Origin of the sequence: Streptomyces sp. NPDC058619 (assembly GCF_042717785.1) — a bacterium.
In the GTDB taxonomy this organism is placed as follows: domain Bacteria; phylum Actinomycetota; class Actinomycetes; order Streptomycetales; family Streptomycetaceae; genus Streptomyces.
This window is the reverse complement of record NZ_JBHXQN010000005.1, coordinates 190,950-208,611: the sequence shown is the minus strand read 5'-3', so window position 1 is coordinate 208,611 and position 17,662 is coordinate 190,950. Positions and strand designations below refer to the sequence as shown.

Annotated in this window: 14 protein-coding genes and 1 riboswitch; of the genes, 3 read left to right on the top strand and 11 right to left on the bottom strand. The window is 71.9% G+C overall.

The window, feature by feature from the left end; all coding sequences use genetic code 11:
* The first annotated feature begins 99 nt into the window (after nt 1-99).
* On the top strand, nt 100-864 hold the full coding sequence (locus tag ACFWTC_RS07890) for an ABC transporter ATP-binding protein (protein ID WP_383925800.1): 765 nt from the start codon (nt 100-102) through the stop codon (nt 862-864).
* Between the two features lie 60 nt (nt 865-924).
* Nucleotides 925-3,474, top strand: a complete 2,550-nt coding sequence (locus ACFWTC_RS07885) for an ABC transporter permease (protein ID WP_384027166.1) — start codon at nt 925-927, stop codon at nt 3,472-3,474.
* Nucleotides 3,475-3,578: 104 nt separating this feature from the next.
* On the opposite strand, the gene ACFWTC_RS07880 is transcribed toward ACFWTC_RS07885, so the two are convergent.
* From ACFWTC_RS07880 to ACFWTC_RS07840, 9 genes are all read right to left on the bottom strand, one after another.
* Nucleotides 3,579-5,051, bottom strand: a complete 1,473-nt coding sequence (locus ACFWTC_RS07880; protein ID WP_384027168.1) for a class I SAM-dependent methyltransferase — start codon at nt 5,049-5,051, stop codon at nt 3,579-3,581.
* A gap of 163 nt (nt 5,052-5,214) precedes the next feature.
* Complete coding sequence (locus ACFWTC_RS07875; RefSeq protein ID WP_384027170.1) at nt 5,215-6,603, bottom strand: NAD(P)/FAD-dependent oxidoreductase; 1,389 nt, start codon at nt 6,601-6,603, stop codon at nt 5,215-5,217.
* Nucleotides 6,604-7,109: 506 nt separating this feature from the next.
* The gene (locus ACFWTC_RS07870; protein ID WP_383925730.1) at nt 7,110-8,081 is read right to left on the bottom strand and encodes an exopolyphosphatase; all 972 of its coding nucleotides are present in this window, start codon (nt 8,079-8,081) and stop codon (nt 7,110-7,112) included.
* Nucleotides 8,078-8,623, bottom strand: coding sequence for a DUF501 domain-containing protein (locus ACFWTC_RS07865; RefSeq protein ID WP_383925733.1), 546 nt, complete (start codon nt 8,621-8,623; stop codon nt 8,078-8,080). The genes ACFWTC_RS07870 and ACFWTC_RS07865 overlap by 4 nt, the downstream gene beginning before the upstream one ends.
* Nucleotides 8,624-8,675: 52 nt before the next feature.
* The gene (locus ACFWTC_RS07860) at nt 8,676-9,164 is read right to left on the bottom strand and encodes a septum formation initiator family protein (RefSeq protein WP_383925735.1); all 489 of its coding nucleotides are present in this window, start codon (nt 9,162-9,164) and stop codon (nt 8,676-8,678) included.
* Between the two features lie 127 nt (nt 9,165-9,291).
* Complete coding sequence (gene eno, locus ACFWTC_RS07855; RefSeq protein WP_383925737.1) at nt 9,292-10,584, bottom strand: phosphopyruvate hydratase; 1,293 nt, start codon at nt 10,582-10,584, stop codon at nt 9,292-9,294.
* A gap of 285 nt (nt 10,585-10,869) precedes the next feature.
* Nucleotides 10,870-11,586 carry a transglycosylase family protein gene (locus ACFWTC_RS07850; protein WP_383925740.1) on the bottom strand — a complete coding sequence of 239 codons (717 nt, stop codon included), beginning with the start codon at nt 11,584-11,586 and terminating at the stop codon, nt 10,870-10,872.
* Between the two features lie 3 nt (nt 11,587-11,589).
* Nucleotides 11,590-11,762: riboswitch (cyclic di-AMP (ydaO/yuaA leader) on the bottom strand.
* Between the two features lie 275 nt (nt 11,763-12,037).
* Nucleotides 12,038-13,117 carry a transglycosylase family protein gene (locus ACFWTC_RS07845; protein ID WP_383925743.1) on the bottom strand — a complete coding sequence of 360 codons (1,080 nt, stop codon included), beginning with the start codon at nt 13,115-13,117 and terminating at the stop codon, nt 12,038-12,040.
* 85 nt (nt 13,118-13,202) lie between these two features.
* Complete coding sequence (locus tag ACFWTC_RS07840; RefSeq protein WP_384027172.1) at nt 13,203-14,513, bottom strand: cytochrome P450; 1,311 nt, start codon at nt 14,511-14,513, stop codon at nt 13,203-13,205.
* Between the two features lie 120 nt (nt 14,514-14,633).
* On the opposite strand from ACFWTC_RS07840, the gene ACFWTC_RS07835 reads away from it, so the two are divergent.
* The gene (locus ACFWTC_RS07835; protein WP_383925749.1) at nt 14,634-15,842 is read left to right on the top strand and encodes a globin domain-containing protein; all 1,209 of its coding nucleotides are present in this window, start codon (nt 14,634-14,636) and stop codon (nt 15,840-15,842) included.
* A gap of 25 nt (nt 15,843-15,867) precedes the next feature.
* Here the strand turns inward: ACFWTC_RS07835 and ACFWTC_RS07830 are convergent, their stop codons facing one another.
* Together ACFWTC_RS07830 and ACFWTC_RS07825 are read right to left on the bottom strand one after the other, a co-directional pair.
* A complete protein-coding gene (locus ACFWTC_RS07830; protein WP_383925752.1) occupies nt 15,868-16,902 on the bottom strand; it encodes a nucleoside triphosphate pyrophosphohydrolase in 1,035 nt (344 codons plus the stop codon).
* A 28-nt stretch (nt 16,903-16,930) separates the two neighbouring features.
* Complete coding sequence (locus ACFWTC_RS07825; protein ID WP_383925755.1) at nt 16,931-17,557, bottom strand: SurA N-terminal domain-containing protein; 627 nt, start codon at nt 17,555-17,557, stop codon at nt 16,931-16,933.
* Nucleotides 17,558-17,662 lie beyond the last annotated feature (105 nt).

The window sequence follows — 17,662 nt, the reverse complement described above, 5'->3', positions numbered from 1 at the left end:
TGATCCGGAGCGGGGGTGGGCCCGGTGAGGATGGGAACGTCCTTCCGATCCGTAGACCGCAGCCGGTCCGCAGCCCCAGGAGTCGCTCCCGTGACCACCATGAACTACGCCCCGCACACCACCCAGGCCGTGGCGGCCCGCGCCACCGGCCTCTCCAAGGTGTACGGCCAGGGCGAGACCCGGGTGGTCGCCCTGGACGACGTCAGCGTGAACTTCAACCAGGGCGAGTTCACCGCGATCATGGGCCCCTCGGGCTCCGGCAAGTCCACGCTGATGCACTGCGTCGCCGGACTGGACACCTTCTCCTCCGGCTCCGTGCGCATCGGCGACACGGAGCTGGGCTCCCTGAAGGACAAGCAGCTCACGCAGCTGCGCCGGGACAAGATCGGCTTCATCTTCCAGGCCTTCAACCTGCTGCCGACCCTGACCGCCCTGGAGAACATCACGCTCCCCATGGACATCGCCGGCCGCAAGCCCGACAAGCAGTGGCTGGACACCGTGATCGCCATGGTCGGCCTCTCCGACCGCCTCGGCCACCGCCCGACCCAGCTCTCCGGCGGCCAGCAGCAGCGCGTGGCCGTGGCCCGCGCCCTGGCCTCCCGCCCCGAGATCATCTTCGGTGACGAGCCCACCGGAAACCTCGACTCGCGCTCCGGCGCCGAGGTCCTGGGCTTCCTGCGCAACTCGGTGCGCGAGCTCGGCCAGACCGTCGTGATGGTCACCCACGACCCGGTAGCCGCGGCCTACGCGGACCGGGTCGTCTTCCTCGCCGACGGCAGCATCGTCGACCAGATGACGGCGCCCACCGCGGACGGCGTACTGGACCGCATGAAGGCGTTCGACGCCAAGGGCCGCACCAGCTGAGCCAGCTGTCTCCCCCGCCCGGCCTCCGCTGACCGCAACCGAACCCCTGGACTTTCCCTCATGTTCCGTACCGCCCTGCGCAACGTCCTCGCGCACAAGGCCCGGCTGCTGATGACGGTGCTCGCCGTCACCCTCGGCGTCGCCTTCGTCTCCGGCACCCTCGTCTTCACCGACACCCTCAAGAAGTCCCTCTCCGGCCAGTCCGCCAAGAGCTACGACGGCATCGCCGTCTCCGTCACCTCCTACGGCCAGGGCCGCGACGACGAGGGCCGCCCGGCGGGCGAGCCGGGCATCAGCCAGGCGACCCTCGACAAGGTCCGGGGCCTGGGCGGCGTCGACGCCGTCTCCGGCCGCGTCCAGGGCTTCGCCGGCGTCGGCGACGAGAACGGCAAGCTGATCGGCTCCGGCTGGTCCAACAAGGGCTCCAACTACGCCCCCGTCAAGGACGGCAAGGACCCGCGCTACGCCTTCACCACCGGCGCCGGCCCCGCCAAGGCCGACGAGATCGCCCTCGACCGGGCGACCGCGGACGCGGGCGGGTACGCGGTGGGCGACAAGGTCCGCGTCGCCACGAACGGCCCGGTCAAGGAGTACTCCCTCGCCGGTGTCTTCACCACCGAGGACGGCGCCGTCCAGGCCGGCGGCAGCCTGGTGCTCTTCGACACCAAGGTCGCCCAGGAGCTCTACCTCAAGCCCGGCTTCTTCCAGGAGCTGTCGGTGTCCGCCAAGGCCGGCGCCTCCGCCGACCAGCTGCTCACCGAGATCAAGCCGCTGGTCGACGGCGAGCGCACCAAGGCCCGGACCGGCGCCGAGCTCGCCCAGGAGCAGGCCAAGGACATCGAGCGGGAACTGAGCGGCATGAGCACCATGCTGCTCGCCTTCGCCGGCATCGCCCTCTTCGTCGGCGTCTTCCTCATCTACAACACCTTCACCATGCTGGTCACCCAGCGCACCAGGGAGCTGGCCCTGCTGCGCGCCGTCGGCGCCAACCGCGGCCAGGTCATGCGCTCGGTCCTCGCCGAGGCCCTCGTCGTAGGCGCCGTGTCCGCCGCCATCGGCCTGGTCAGCGGCATCGGCCTGGCCGTCGGCATGCGGTCCGTGATGGGCTCCTTCGGCGCCAAGCTCCCGGGCGGCGACCTGGTCATCGCCCCGGGCACCGTCGTCGCGGCCCTCGTCATCGGCATCCTGGTCACCACCCTGGCCGCCGTGCTCCCCGCCTGGCGCACCGGCCGGATCGCCCCGGTCGCCGCCATGGGCAGCGCCCACCTGCCGGCCAGCTCCAAGTCCCTGGTCCTGCGCAACGTGCTCGGCTCCGTCATCAGCCTCATCGGCATCGGCGTGGTCCTGCTCGGCGTGTCCATGGGCGGCGACGGCCGCATGGTCATCGGCGCCGGCGCGTTCTTCATGCTCATCGGCATGATCGTGCTGCTGCCGCTGCTCTCCAAGCCGGTCATCGCCTCCGTCCGCCCGGCCCTGCAGAAGCTGTTCGGGGTCCCCGGCAAGCTGGCCGCGCAGAACGCGGTGCGCAACCCGCGCCGCACCGCCGTCACCGCCGCCTCCCTCGCCATCGGCCTGACCCTGGTCACCACCCTGTCGGTGCTCGGCGTCACCATGGGCAAGGCCGTCGACCGGATGAGCACGGACAAGCTCAAGGCCGACTACAAGGTCTCGATGTCCGGCGGCTCGGGCTACCTCGACAAGTCGGTGCCCGAGACGCTGGCCAAGGCCCCCGGCATCAAGGCGGTCTCCCCGCAGATCGGCGGATCGCTGCGGATCGGCGGCGAGTTCGCGTCGACCTCGGGCGTCACCCCGGGCGCCATCGGCCAGCTGCTGAACATCGAGGTCCTCAGCGGTTCGCTCGACAGCCTCGGCAAGGGCGAGGTGGCCGTCGCGGAGAAGACGGCCACCTCGCAGAAGCTCGCGGTCGGCTCCCCGCTCCAGGTCCAGTACGAAGACGGCGAGAAGGGCTCGCTGAAGATCGGCGCGGTCTACAAGGACATGGAGGGCCTGCTCTCCCCGTACGTGATCGACGAGAAGATCCTGAACGCCCACTCCGACGAGCCGTTCATCAGCGAGGTCTACGTCAACGTCGACGGCGGCTCCTCCAAGGCCGCCCAGCAGACCGTGGTCGACGCCCTCGGCAAGAACCCGGCGATGACCGTGGCCACCCGGCAGGACATGCGGGACGAGATGGGCGGCATGATCAACATGGCGCTGAACATCATGTACGGCCTGCTCGGCATGGCCCTCATCATCTCCGTGCTCGGCGTGGTCAACACGCTGGCGATGTCCGTCTTCGAGCGGACCCAGGAGATCGGGATGCTGCGCGCCATCGGTCTCGACCGCAGCCGGGTCAAGAACATGATCCGCCTGGAGGCCGTGGTGATCTCGCTCTTCGGCGCGGTCCTCGGCATCGTCATCGGCGTCTTCCTCGCCTGGGCCGTCGGCACCACCGTCTCCAAGACGGTCCCGGACTACGCGCTGGTCCTGCCGTTCGACCGGATCGGCATCTTCCTCCTGCTCGCCGGCGTGGTCGGCGTCCTGGCCGCCATGTGGCCGGCCCGCAGCGCCGCCCGGCTGAACATGCTCACCGCCATCAAGACCGAGTAGCCGGTCCCGCGCCAGGTACAGCACGGGAGCACGGGGCGAGGGAGGGCCCCGGAAGACCGAACGGTCTTCCGGGGCCCTCCCTCGCACCCGGACGGACGGACCCCCTAGGCGGGCCCCGCGCCCCAGGTGCGCAGCCGCAACGGCAGTCCCGCGTCGCCGCCCGGCCCGGACTTCACGGCCAGCACCTGGTTGACGCCGAGCCGGCCGTGCTCGAAGGCGAGCGCCGAGGCCGCCATGTACAGCTGCCAGACGCGGGCCCGTCCCGGCGAGGTCAGCCGGACCGCCTCGTCCCAGCCGGCCTCCAGCCGCGCCACCCAGGCCCGCAGGGTGAGCGCGTAGTGCTCGCGCAGCGCCTCCACGTCCCGGACCTCGAAGCCGGCCCGTTCCAGCTCGCCGACGGTGGTGCCGAGCGGGGACAGCTCCCCGTCGGGGAAGACGTACGCGTCGATGAACTCGTTGATCCGGTACGCCTCCTCGTCGGGCTCCGGCCGGCGGGCGATCTGGTGGTTCAGCAGCCGCCCGCCGGGCCGCAGCAGGGCGTACAGGGTGCGGGCGTAGTCCCGGTAGCGGTCGGCGCCGACGTGCTCGGCCATCCCGATGGAGGACACGGCGTCGTACGGTCCGTCGTCCACGTCGCGGTAGTCCTGGATCCGGATCTCGACCAGGTCGGCGAGGCCCTCGCCCGCGACCCGCTTGCGGGCATAGGCCGCCTGTTCGCGCGAGAGGGTCACGCCGGTGACCCGGACGCCGTACTCGCGGGCGGCGTGCAGGGCCATCGAGCCCCAGCCGCAGCCGACGTCGAGGAGCCGGTCGCCGGGTCTCAGGGCCAGCTTGCGGCAGACGAGGTCGAGCTTGTCGTGCTGGGCGTCCTCCAGGGTCCCGCCGGGGCTCCAGTAGGCGCACGAGTAGACCATGGAGGGGCCGAGGACCCGCTCGTAGAAGTCGTTGCCGACGTCGTAGTGGTGGCTGACGGCCTGCCGGTCGCTGCCCTTGGAGTGGCGCGCGCCGCCGCGGCGGCGCGCCTCCTCCGGGGGCGCCGCGGGAGCCGGCCAGGGCCGGGCCAGGGCGGCCAGCTCCCGTACGGCGGCCCGCGCCCGAGGGTCGCGCAGCAGCGCGGCGGTGCCGGCGGCCCGGGAGAGCCGGTCGGGCAGCCGCGGGCGCCGCGCGACCGGCCCCCGCGGCCGGGACGCGGGGGCCGGGAGCACGGGGGCCGGGGGCGCGGGCGGCGGGGACGCGGGCGGCGGGGACGCGGGCTGCGATCCGTTCACCCGCAGCGGGACGGCGGCCACGGGGGGCCCGGGGACGGGCACCCGTGCCCAGAGCACGCCCCCCACCCGGTCCAGCAGCTCGAACAGGTCGCCGTCGACCGTCAGCTCCCCCGCCACCCAGGCCCGGGCCAGGCCCATCTCGCCGGGCTTCCAGAGCATGCGGCGCAGCGCCCGACGGGTGTGGACGACGAGGATCGGGGTCCCGGACGGGCCCGCTTCGCTGCCGTCCCACGCGCGCACGCGCACCGGCAGGGGGGTGCCCAACAGGGTCTCGGCAACAGCGGCCAGCCGCGGCGCGGCGTCGGTCATGGCGCACCTCCACAAAGCTCCGACGCCCCGGTCTACCCAACCCGGACCCTGCGTAAGCGGCCGGGCACGCCGAAGGGGCCGTCCGCACCACGGATGGCGGACGGCCCCTTCGGGTCGTACGGGTACTGCGGGTCGCGCTCAGCGCCTCACCGGCGGTGCCGGGTCAGGACGCCTTGGCCTTCTCGGCCGGAGCCGTGACGGCGGCGGCCGGAGCCGGCGCCGGCTTGGCGGCCTCGTAGAACTCCTCGCGGGGGGTCTCCAGCGCACCGAGGGAGACGACCTCGCGCTTGAGGAACATGCCGAGGGTCCAGTCGGCGAAGACGCGGATCTTGCGGTTCCAGGTCGGCATGGCCATGCCGTGGTAACCACGGTGCATGTACCAGGCGAGCCGGCCCTTGAGCTTGATCTTCATCTTGCCCATGACGATCATCGCGACGCCCTTGTGGAGGCCGAGGCCTGCCACCGCACCCTTGTTGGCGTGCGAGTACGGGCTCTGCGGGAAGCCGCGCATGCCCGAGATGACGTTGTCGCCGAGGACCTTGGCCTGGCGCAGCGCGTGCTGGGCGTTCGGCGGGCACCAGGCGTTCTCCACGCCGGCCTTGCGGGCGGCGAGGTCCGGCACCTGGGCGTTGTCGCCGGCGGTCCAGATGTAGTCGGTGCCCTTGACCTGGAGGGTCGGCTCCGCGTCCACGTGACCGCGCGGGCCCAGCGGCAGGCCGTAGCGGGCCAGCACCGGGTTGGGCTTGACGCCCGCGGTCCAGACGATGGTGCTGGAGTCGACCTCGAGGCCGTTCTTCAGCACCACGTGGCCGTCCACGCAGGAGTCCATGGAGGTGTTGAGGTAGATCTCGATGCCGCGGGACTCGAGGTGCTCCTTGCCCCAGGTGCCGAGCTTGGGCCCGACCTCGGGGAGGATCTTGTCGGCCGCGTCGACCAGGATGAAGCGCATGTCCTCGCGCTTGATGCTGGAGTAGTACTTCGCGGCGTCGCGGGCCATGTCCTCGACCTCGCCTATGGTCTCCGCGCCGGCGAAGCCGCCGCCGACGAAGACGAAGGTGAGGGCCTTGCGGCGGACGTCCTCGTCCGTCGTGGACTCGGCCTTGTCGAGCTGCTCGAGGACGTGGTTGCGCAGGCCGATGCCCTCTTCGACGCCCTTCATGCCGATGCCCTGTTCGGCGAGGCCGGGGATCGGGAAGGTGCGGGAAACGGCTCCGAGCGCAATCACCAGGTAGTCGAAGGGCAGCTCGTACGCCTCGCCCACCAGCGGCGTGACGACGGCGACCTTGCGGTCCTGGTCGATGGTCGTGACCCGGCCGGTGAGAACCTCTGCCTTGGGCAGCACGCGTCGCAGCGGGACGACGACGTGCCGAGGCGAGATGCTGCCTGCGGCCACTTCGGGGAGGAAGGGCTGGTAGGTCATGTACGAGCGCGGGTCGACGACCGTGACGGTCGCCTCGCCGTAGCGCATCTTCTTCATGATGCGCTTGGCTGCGTACAGGCCTACGTACCCACCTCCTACAACGAGGATCCTGGGACGCTCCGTGGTGCTCATGGAACGAGTATCCAGCACCCTCAGGGGTGACGCTCGTGAGCCCCTTCACAAGGTGTCCGGGACCCTCTGCTACACTCCGCCGCCCACGTGACCGAGGTCATGGTCCGCGACGGGAACCAGCGCGCAACGGGAATCGTTGTCCACCCGTCCTGAACTGGCCCGTAGGCCCTGAACCGGACTGGACCACCGGACTTCGTCCATTGCTCCGACACGGAACCCGTCGCGTCCGCTATTCGTACGAACGGGCACCCAAAGGGGCCCGGAGGCCTCCGGAGTGCCCCGGAAGGCCCCTCCGTTCGACCAACGGACCCCTTTTCCTTGTGAAGAACTTCACGAACTTCATGTGGATCACGGGATCGAAGCCCCCTCCAGACCCCTGTTCGACCGGCCGAAGGGACCCGCTCGCCTGGGAATCACGGTCCGCGGCCGCCAGCGCCGCGGGATCTGACGACGAAGGCGGCGCTCCGGTCGGATGACCGGGGCGCCGCCTCCGCGTGGGGTGCGGGTCAGGACCGCCGCTTGTCCGCCTCGACCGCTTCCGCGGTCTTGATCGCGATCCCGTCGAGGATGTCGTGCTCCGAGACCACGACCTCCCGGGCGCCGGTCCGCTCCATGATCGCCAGCAGGACGAGCACGCCCGCCCCGATCACGTCGACCCGGCCCGGGTGCATGGAGGGGATCGCGGCGCGCTCGGCGTGCGTCGACGTCAGCATGCGCTCGCTGATCTCGCGGACCCGGTCGTAGGAGATCCGGGAGTGGTGGATCGCCGCCGAGTCGTACTCCGGCAGCCCGAGCGCGATCGCGGCGACCGTGGTCACCGAGCCGGCCAGGCCCACCAGGGTGCGCGCCTCCTCCAGCGGGACCGTCGCGGCGGCCTGGTCCAGCGCCGCCTCGATGTCGGCCCGTACCGCCGCCACCTGCTCCCGCGTCGGCGGGTCGGTGACCCGGCCGTCCACCACCAGGTGGCGTTCGGTCATCCGGACGCAGCCGACGTCCACGGAAGCGGCGGCCCGCACCCGGTCGTCGCCGACCACGAACTCGGTCGAGCCGCCGCCGATGTCCACCACCAGGTACGGCGTGGCCAGGTCGTCCCGCCCGGTGAGCTCCTTCGTGGCTCCGGTGAAGGAGAACTCCGCCTCCTGGTCGCCGGAGATCACCTCGGGCTCGACGCCGATGGTCTCCAGCACGCCCCGGACGAAGTCGTCCCGGTTCTCGGCGTCCCGGGAGGCCGAGGTGGCCACGAAGCGCACGCGCTCCGCCCCGAGCTCCTTGATGACCGCGGCGTACTCGCGGCAGGCCGCGAAGGTGCGCTCCAGGGCCTCGGGGGCGAGCCGCCCGGTCCGGTCCACGCCCTGCCCCAGCCGGACGACGGTCATCCGCCGGTCCAGCTCGACCAGCTCGCCGGTGGCCGGGTCGACGTCGGCGACCAGCAGGCGGATGGAGTTCGTACCGCAGTCGACGGCGGCGACCCGGGTCACGGGGACTCCTCCCCGGCCTTCCGCTCCCCGCACGGGGTGACGCAGGCGCCCTTGGCCCACCACTCCGGCAGCATCGCGAGGGCCTCGTCGCCGAACGGGTTCACGCCCGGGCCGGCGGCCAGGGAGTGCCCGACCAGGACGTGCAGGCACTTCACGCGGTCCGGCATCCCGCCGGCGCTCGGGAAGTCCCGGAGCACGTCGATGGCGTCGCGGCGGCGGATGTAGTCCTCGTGCGCGGCCTGGTAGGCGGCGGCGAGCTCCGGGTCCTCCGCGAGCCGGGCCTGCATCTCCTTCATGACGCCGTTGGCCTCCAGCGTGCCGATCGCGGAGGCCGCGCGCGGGCACGTCAGGTAGTACAGCGTCGGGAAGGGGGTGCCGTCGGGGAGCCGCGGGGCGGTCTCCACCACGTCCGGCTGGCCGCAGGGGCAGCGGTGCGCGATGGCGCGCAGCCCGCGCGGCGGGCGGCCGAGCTGCTGCTCGAACGCCTCGATGTCCGCGTCGGTCGGCTCGGTCCGGTCGGTCTGGGGCGGGGGCGTCTGCATGCCTGGAGGAAGTCTCTTCGTTCGCGGTTCGTTGACGGGTGGTGCTGGCCGGTCAGTCGCCGGGCCGGTCGGCCTTGTCGACGCCGTCCCAGACGTTCGAGTACCAGGGCCGGTCGGAGCCTGCCTGGCCGGTCCGGGGCCGTTCGCGGCCTGCGGCGCCGGGGTCGCTCATGATGTAGCCGATCTCCCCCGGGCGCAGGAAGTGCAGGTGCTTGCGCGCCTGCTGCTCCGCGTACGCGTCGTCCTGCCAGCGGGCCTTCTCGTCGCGGAGCCGTTCCAGGCGGAGCCGCGCGGAGACGGCCGCCTTCTGCTGCTCCGCGATCTCCGAGCGCTGGGACACGTACTGGCGCATCGGATACGCGAGGGCGACGACCAGGGTACAGAGGACCAGTACCAGCAGTGCGGCCCGGCCGGTGAGCCGGCTGCGGCGGACCTGGCGGCGCGACTGCGAGCGGTAGACGTGGGCCGCGGTCCGCTCGCCGAGCTGCTTGAGCCTGGTCGCGGTGGAGAAGGTGGAGAACCGATCCCGGTTCCCGGCCATTGATCCCGCCTCCCCTATATACGCACTACGCAATACGTCCCCGCACACGGTACGGGACCGAGTGCGGGGACGTACGGAGGCGGGCGCCGCAAAAAGCGGGGGCGGCGGTCAGCCCCGGCCGCGCGGATCAGTTCGCGGGGCGGAAGCGCGGGAAGGCGGAGCGGCCCGCGTACACGGCGGCGTCGTCGAGGATCTCCTCGATGCGCAGCAGCTGGTTGTACTTGGCGACGCGGTCCGAGCGGGCCGGGGCGCCGGTCTTGATCTGGCCGCAGTTCACGGCGACGGCGAGGTCGGCGATGGTGACGTCCTCGGTCTCGCCGGAGCGGTGCGACATCATGCACTTGAAGCCGTTGCGCTGGGCCATCTCGACGGCGTCGAGGGTCTCGGTCAGCGAACCGATCTGGTTCACCTTCACGAGCAGGGCGTTCGCGGAGCCCTCTTCGATGCCGCGGGCCAGGCGCTCCGGGTTGGTGACGAAGAGGTCGTCGCCGACGATCTGGACCTTGGAGCCCAGGCGGTCGGTGAGGGTCTTCCAGCCGGCCCAGTCGTCCTCGTACAGCGGGTCCTCGATGGAGACCATCGGGTATGCGGAGACGAGCTCCTCGTAGTACTCGGTCATCTCGGCGGCCGAGCGGGACTGGCCCTCGAACTCGTACTTGCCGTCCTTGTAGAACTCGGACGCGGCGACGTCGAGCGCGAGCGCGATGTCCTTGCCCGGGACGTAGCCGGCCTGCTTGATGGCCTCGACGATGAGGTCGAGCGCGGCGCGGTTGGACTCCAGGTTCGGGGCGAAGCCGCCCTCGTCACCGAGGCCGGTGGACAGACCCTTGGTGTGGAGCACCTTCTTGAGGGTGTGGTAGACCTCGGCGCCCCAGCGCAGCGCCTCGGAGAAGGACTCCGCGCCGATCGGGGCGATCATGAACTCCTGGATGTCCACGTTGGAGTCGGCGTGCGACCCGCCGTTGAGGATGTTCATCATCGGGACGGGCAGCAGGTGCGCGTTCGGACCGCCGAGGTAGCGGAAGAGCGGCAGGTCCGAGGCTTCGGACGCGGCGTGCGCGACGGCGAGGGACACGCCGAGGATGGCGTTGGCGCCGAGGGAGCCCTTGTTGTCGGTGGCGTCCAGGTCGAACATGGCCTGGTCGATCAGGCGCTGCTCGGTGGCGTCGTAGCCGACGAGCTCCGGGCCGATCTGCTCGATGACGGCGAGGACGGCCTTCTCGACACCCTTGCCGAAGTAACGGTTGGGGTCACCGTCACGGAGCTCGATGGCCTCGAATGCACCGGTGGAAGCGCCGGACGGGACGGCAGCACGGCCGGTGCTGCCATCGTCGAGGCCCACCTCGACCTCGACCGTGGGATTGCCTCGGGAGTCCAGGATTTCCCGGGCTACGACGACGTCGATGGACGGCACGAGCATCTCCTTCTGGGATGTGACGCTGGGTGTGCGGTGGCGTGTCAGGCCGTGGGATGGCCTTGCCGCCTAGAGCCTAACCGGCTCCGGGCGCGAGGCCGGACGACCGCCCGGGTCCTGGGACGAAAAAGGGCCCGAATACCCCTCTTCCAGGACATAGGTCTCGCGATCGGCACGCCGTCAGCGCACACGACACCGCCCGGCGCGCGGAGGGAGGCGCGCCGGGCGATGGGGACCCTGCGTGGTTCAGCGGGTGGAGCGCGGGGGCTCCGGCGGCGGTTGCCGCGGGGTTCAGCTGAGCTTGAGCTTCTGGCCCGGGAAGATCAGGTCGGCGTCCGGGACGATGTCCTTGTTGAGCTCGAAGACCTTCTCCCAGCCGCCCTGGACGTTGTTGGCCTCGGCGATGGTGCCCAGCGTGTCACCGGACTTGACCTCGTACGAGCCGTTGCCGGTCTTCGGGGCCTGGGCCTTCGGCTTGGCGACCGGGGCCGGGGCCTCGGAGCGCTCGGAGCGCGTCGTCGGGGCCTGGGACCGCTTGGTCTCGACCTTCGGCGCGGTCTTCTTGGTCTCGGTCTTCTTGGTCTCGGTCTTCTTGTTCTGCTTCGGGGTCTGCGTCGAGCCGCCACCGGTGTAGGAGGAGTTCGACAGGCCCACGCCGCAGGACGGCCAGGCGCCCTTGCCCTGGCCCTTGAGGACCTTCTCCGCGATGGCTATCTGCTGCGACTTCGTGGCCTGGTTGGCCTGGGCGGCGTACGTCTTGCCACCGAACGCGGCCCACGTGGAGGACGAGAACTGCAGGCCGCCGTAGTAACCGTTGCCCGTGTTGATGGCCCAGTTGCCGCCCGCCTCGCACTGCGCGACCTTGTCCCATTCGGACGCGGTGGCGGCGCTGGCGGTGCCGGCGGCCATCAGGGGGGCGGCCACGGCCACACCGGCGACACCGGCGAGCGTGACGAGACGGACGGCCTTGGAACCGCGGCGGTGCTTGCCCTTGCCGGAAAGCAGCATGGAGTTTCTCCTCACCGACGCCTACGAGGTGAGCTGTCGGGTTCGGGCGAGTGAGTTGCCCGGCCGTGCGACCTTGCGCACGTCTTAACCCCTAGCCGGTGGCGTGACCGTCTCTCAACGGCCGCTCCCGGCGCCTACCTTGGTTCCCCCGCTCCTGCCTTCGGCGCTTGCGCGACGACTGTTCCCCCCGTCCGCCGGCAGGATTCGGCGATGCGGTCGAAGGAGCCCGCGGTGGCGAGCGATTCAGAAGGTAGACGGCTCCCTCCCCGATGTTCAACGAGCGACATCGGGGAGAAACGCCCCTACTTGCGTCCCTCCCGGGAGCGTTTGCGCAGGTGAGGACGGGGTTTGCGCGAGCTCCGGGGCGGGACACGCCAGTTGATGGGAAGAGACACATGTCTCACTTACAGAAAACGGACAATCAATCCTTTAACGGGTGCCCGAAGTGCCCCTATTTCGCGCTTAGATCCAGGTTCTGGCCGGGCTTGATCAGGTTGGCGTCCTCGCCGATGACCTGCTCGTTGGCGGCGTAGAGCGCGTTCCAGCCGCCCTTGAGTCCGTTGGCGTCCGCGATGGCGGTCAGGCTGTCGCCCGACTTCACGGTGTACGAGGGCTCCGACGCGGCGTCAGACGCCCCGAGCGCCTCGACATCGGGCGTTCCGCGGTGCTTGCCGTTCCCCTCCGCCGGAAGGGCGGGCGGGACCGACGGGTCGGTGGAGGCGCCCCGAGTGGTCTGGGGCGTCGGACCGGTGGACGCGCCGGGAGCGGGGCTCGTCGGCGCACCCGGGGCGGCCGGGGCCGTCGGGTCGGCCGGGGCGGTCGGCGCGGTGGGGTCGACGGGGGCCGTCGGGTCCACCGGGGCCGTCGGGTCGGCGGGGGTCGTGCCCGGGCCGCCGGGCGTCACGGGGGCCGTCGGGGCGGCCGGGGCCGTCGTCGGGTCGTCCGGCGCCGGCATGACGGGAAGTCCGCCGGGCGGCGCGAGCGGGCCGTCGGGGATGGTGAACGCCGGGGTGCCCGACGGGGTCGGGGTCGGCGCCCCGAAGTCCCTGGCGGGGTCGGATCCGTGGACGGGCACCTCGGCGTCCGGGCGGTTCGGCGTAGGCGACGCGGACCCGGCGGGGCCGGGCAGGCCGGGGTCCACCTCCGCGGCGGGGCTCTGCCGGGTCAGCCCGGCGGAGGCCCCGCACAGCGGCCACGCCTCGGGACCCTGGGAGGCCAGCACCCGCTCGGCGACGGCGATCTGCTGGGACCGGCTCGCGAGGTCGGGCCGCTCGGCGAAGTCGAGTCCGCCGGCGCCGCGCCACTGGTCCTGGGTGAACTGCAGCCCGCCGTACGCGCCGCCGCCGGAGTTGGCGCTCCAGCTCCCGCCGCTCTCGCACTCGGCGACCCTGTCCCACGTGGAGGTGTCGGCGGCCGTGGCGTTGGTGGCCGCGAGCAGCGGCAGGGCCAGCGCTGAGCCAGTGACTCCGGCTGTGACTACCAGCGCGGGGACCTGGCGGGGGCGTCTGTGGCGGCCGTTCCCGGAACGCATGTAGGTGCACCTTTCGCATAACGGCGGGGTAACGGCAGAACTTAGCGGCCTTTGCGCGATTGTCACAAGTTCCGACCGCAGCCGACTATGCGTCAGGTGTTCCTCCGATGTTTGGGGCTGCGAAGCGGACGGGAAGCGTGCGCAGGCCACGCATGATCAGTCCGCCGCGCCAGCGCAGCTCCTCGGGCGGAACGGCGAGTTCCAGGTCCGGCAGACGCGTCAGCAAAGTCGCAAGCGCGGTCTGACCCTCCAGCCGGGCGAGCGGAGCACCCAGGCAGTAGTGGATGCCGTGCCCGTATCCGAGGTGCTGGTTGTCGGTGCGCGAGAGGTCGAGCGCGTCCGGGTCGGCGAAGCGGTCGGGGTCCCGGTCGGCGGCCGCCAGGACGACCAGTACCGGGTCCCCGGCCTCCACCGGCCGGCCTCCGAGGGTCAGCGCCTCGGTGGCGAACCGCCAGGTGGCGAGCTCCACGGGCCCGTCGTAGCGCAGCAGCTCCTCGACGCCGGTCTCCAGCAGGCCGCGCTCCCCGGCGGCGAGGGAGCGCTGGAGGCGCTCGCGCTGGTCCGGGTTCATGAAGAGGGAGTGGACGCCGTTGCCGATGAGGTTCACGGTCGTCTCGAAGCCGGCGAACAGCAGGATGAAGGCCATCGCGGTGGCCTCACCCTCCGTCAGGTGGTCCCCGTGGTCGCTCGCCCGGATCAGGTCGGAGATCAGATCGTCGCCCAGATCGTCCCTTTTACGGTGGATGAGCTCGCCGAGGTACGTGCGCATCTGCTTGACCGCACGCCCCACGCCGCCGCGCGGGCCCCCGCCGTGCCGGATCATCATCCCGGCCCAGTCGCGGAAGTCGTCCTGGTCCTCGCGCGGGACCCCGAGCATCTCGCAGATGGCGTAGATGGGGAGCGGGAAGGCGAACTCGTGGATGAGGTCGGCCTCCCCCGTCGCGGCGCCCCGGGACTTCTCCACGATCCGGTCGATGAGGTGGTCGGTGAGCTCCTGCACGCGCGGGGCGAACTCGGCCACCCTGCGCGGGGTGAACGCCTTCGACACCAGCCGCCGCAGCCGGGTGTGGTCCGGCGGGTCGATGTTGAGCAGGTGCGTCATCAGCTCGGCCTTGCGCTCGCCCGGAATGCCCGTCTTGCCCTTGGCGTGGGGGGATTCCGCGTGGTGCGCCGGGTTCTTGCTGAGCCGCTGGTCGGCGAGGGCCTGGCGGGCGTCGGCGTAGCGGGTGACCAACCAGGCCTCGACTCCGCTGGGGAGCGTGGTGCGGTGCACCGGGGAGTGCTCGCGCAGCCAGGCGTAGGCCGGGTACGGATCGGTCGCGAACTCCCAGTCGAACAGGGTCGGGCCCTGGGCGGGCGGGGTCTCGGCTGGCGTTGCGGGGGTCTGCTCATGCACCCGACGACCGTATCCCGCGTTCACCCGCCACCCCATATGGGCGCTTCGTCGCGGCTGTCCGTAGATCCGCCATCACTTGACCTCAGGTGCGCGGACATTCCTACTTTCGGTTTTGTGGACGTGAGGATCTTGAAGAGCAGTTTCGCGGTGGTGGAGAGAAGGGCCGAGCACGCGGTCAAGTTCTTCTACTCCCACCTGTTCTGGCACAACCCCGGGATCCGCGCGCTCTTCCCCGCGTCCGCCGAGGACATGGAACGCCAACGGGACCGGCTCTTCGCCGCGCTCACGCACGTCGTCGCCGAGCTGGAGAGCGAGGCCCTCCTCCCCTACCTCCGCGACCTCGGACGCGACCACCGCAAGTTCCTGGCCGGCCCCGAGCACTACGCGGCCGTCGGCGCCAGCCTGATCGCCGCGCTCGCCGAAACCTCCGGCAGCGCCTGGACCCCCCGGGCGGAGAAGGCCTGGACCGAGGCGTACCAGATGATCGCCGACGCGATGGCCGAGGGCGCCGGCGCCGACGACGACCCGCCCTGGTGGGACGCGGAGGTCGTCCGCCACCTCCAGTACGGGCAGGACATCGGCGTCGTGACCCTCAAGCCGCTGCTCCCCTTCCCCTACCTCCCCGGCCAGTACGCGAGCGTGAGCAGCGAGCGGGTGCCGACGACCTGGCGCACGTACTCCCTCGGCAACGCGCCCCGCCCCGACGGCACCGTCGACCTGCACGTCAGCCGGATCGAGGACGGCCGCCTCAGCACCGCCCTGGTCCGCGACACGCGGCCCGGCGACATGCTGCGCCTCGGCGCCGCCGGCGGGCAGCTCGTCCTGCGCCGCGAGGACCGCCCCGTGAGCCTGATCGCCGCCGGTACCGGCTGGGCGCCGGTCCGGGCCCTGCTGGAGGAGCTCGTGGAGCATCCCCCCGATCAGGACGTACGCCTCTTCGTCGTCGCCCGGGACTCCGCGCACCTCTACGACCGGCCGCTCATCGACGCGTACGCCGAAGCGTGCGCCTGGCTGGGCGTCACCTACATCACGCCCGCCCCCGGGCAGCACCGCAACCAGGCCACCGACCGGCTGGCCACCGCGCTCAGCAACCGCGCGCTCTGGCCCGACCAGGACGTCTACCTCGGCGGACCGGCCCCGTTCATCGAGGAGACCGCGTACCTCCTGGAGGAGCTGGGCGCCCGGCCCGGCCGGATCTTCCACGACACGGTGCCCGGCGCGGGCCGGGGCAACGGCCCCGGCGGCCGCCCGCTGGGCTTCGGCGAGTGGTTCCTGAACCGCCCGGCGCCGCACTGGCACAACCCCTCGGGCCGCGCACCGCGCCCGTGAGCGGGCTCCCCCGGCACTGCCCGGCCTACGGTCCGACGCCCTCGGCGGCCCGGATCGCGTCCCGGTAGGCGCGGGCCGCCGCGCGCAGGGCGGTCTCGGGGTCGGTCCCCGCCGCCTCGGCGCGCGCCGCCAGTTCCAGCAGCTCGTACCCGATGCCCTCGCCGCGGGGCGGCTCCACGGCCAGCCCGGCCGTACGGACCCGGCCGGCGAGCTTGGCCGCGAGCGCGAGGCCCGGCTGCCCGAGCGGGATCCCGTCGGTGAGCGACTCCCGCTGCTTCTCGACCGCCTTGGTCCGCAGCCAGTGCGCCTTGACCTCTTCCGGGGTGTCCGCCCTCGCGTCGCCGAAGACGTGCGGGTGGCGGCGGACCAGCTTCTCCACGAGCGTCCCGGCGACGTCGTCGATGGAGAACGGCCCCTCGGCGTCTTCGCCCTCTTCGACCTCTTCGCCCTCCGCCTCCGCGCGGAACTCCTCGGCGATGCGCGCGTGGAAGACGACCTGGAGGAGCACGTCGCCGAGCTCCTCGCGCAGCTCCGTCCGGTCCCCGTCCTCGATGGCCTCGACGAGCTCGTACGCCTCCTCGATGCCGTACTTGGCCAGGCCCCGGTGGGTCTGGCGGGAGGACCACGGGCACTCGCGCCGGATCCGGTCCATCACCTGGACCAGGTCGAGCAGGCGCGCGCCCGGCAGGTCGTACGAGCCCGGCAGCAGTTCCAGGTCCGGCATGGAGACCCGGCCCGAGCCCGCGAGCCGGGCCAGGCCGTCGGTCAGCCGCCGGTCGCCCTCGCCGCCCGGGAGCACCACGACGGTCCGCCCGCCCGCGCAGGCCTCGACCAGCGCGGGCGCGTCCGGGGCCGCCTGCTCGACCTCGACGCCCGCGTCCCGCAGGTACGGCAGCTGCGGGTGGGCCGGATCGGCGCACAGCACCCGGTCCGCGGCGTGCAGGACCTGCCAGGCGGGCCAGGACAGCACGCCCGGGGCGACGCGGTGGCTCGTGGTCAGCAGGACGATGCGGCCGGTGGGCTCGGCGGGGGCGGGCTCGGCGGGTACGTGGTCGGTCACCCGGCGAACCTACCTCCGGCGGCCGGGGTCAGGCTCCGGCGGGGGCCTGCTCGGGGCGGGTCTTCTGGGTGATCCAGGGGGTCTGCGCCTCGCCGAGCTGGACCTGCGCGGCGTCCCACGCCCCGTAGCGCGGGTTCACCTCGATGTCGAGCGCCTTCGCGGCGGCCGCGGCGGGCTCGGCGAGCTTGCCGTTGCCGTACTTGGCGTTCAGCTTCGCGAGCAGCACCCGGTCGTTAAGGAACCGGTCCGACTGGCCGGGGGCGGTAGCAGCCTTCTGCAGGAGCAGCGCCTCGAACTGGGCGGCGCCGCCGTTGCCCTCGGCGAACGCCTTGCGCTCGTCCTCGATCTCCTTGGTGGTGGCCGTGAGACCGGCGGAGCCGGCCATCTTGTCGATGATGCGGCTCTGGAGCATCGAGCCGAGCTTGAGCCGTTCCAGGTTGGGGGTCGCCGCGATGAGTTCGGCGGCGGCCTGCCCGGAACGGTTCTGCGCGGCGCGCACGTCGTTCACCTGGGCCTGGAGCGCGGAGGTGGTGATCCGCTCCCCGCCCACGACGGCCGCGGTGCCCGCGTGGGGCTGTCCATCCGAACAGGCGGACAGCAGGGGGGCCGCCAGGAGCAGGGCGGCGGAGACGGAGAGCGCTGCGCGACGGTGCAAAGGAGCCTCCAGGGCCGGGAGATTGTGCTTCGGTGCACAAGCCTTGCGGTGATCGATGGTATGCAGTCAGGGTGGTCCGGGCCACCGGTTCGACCAACGATTCCC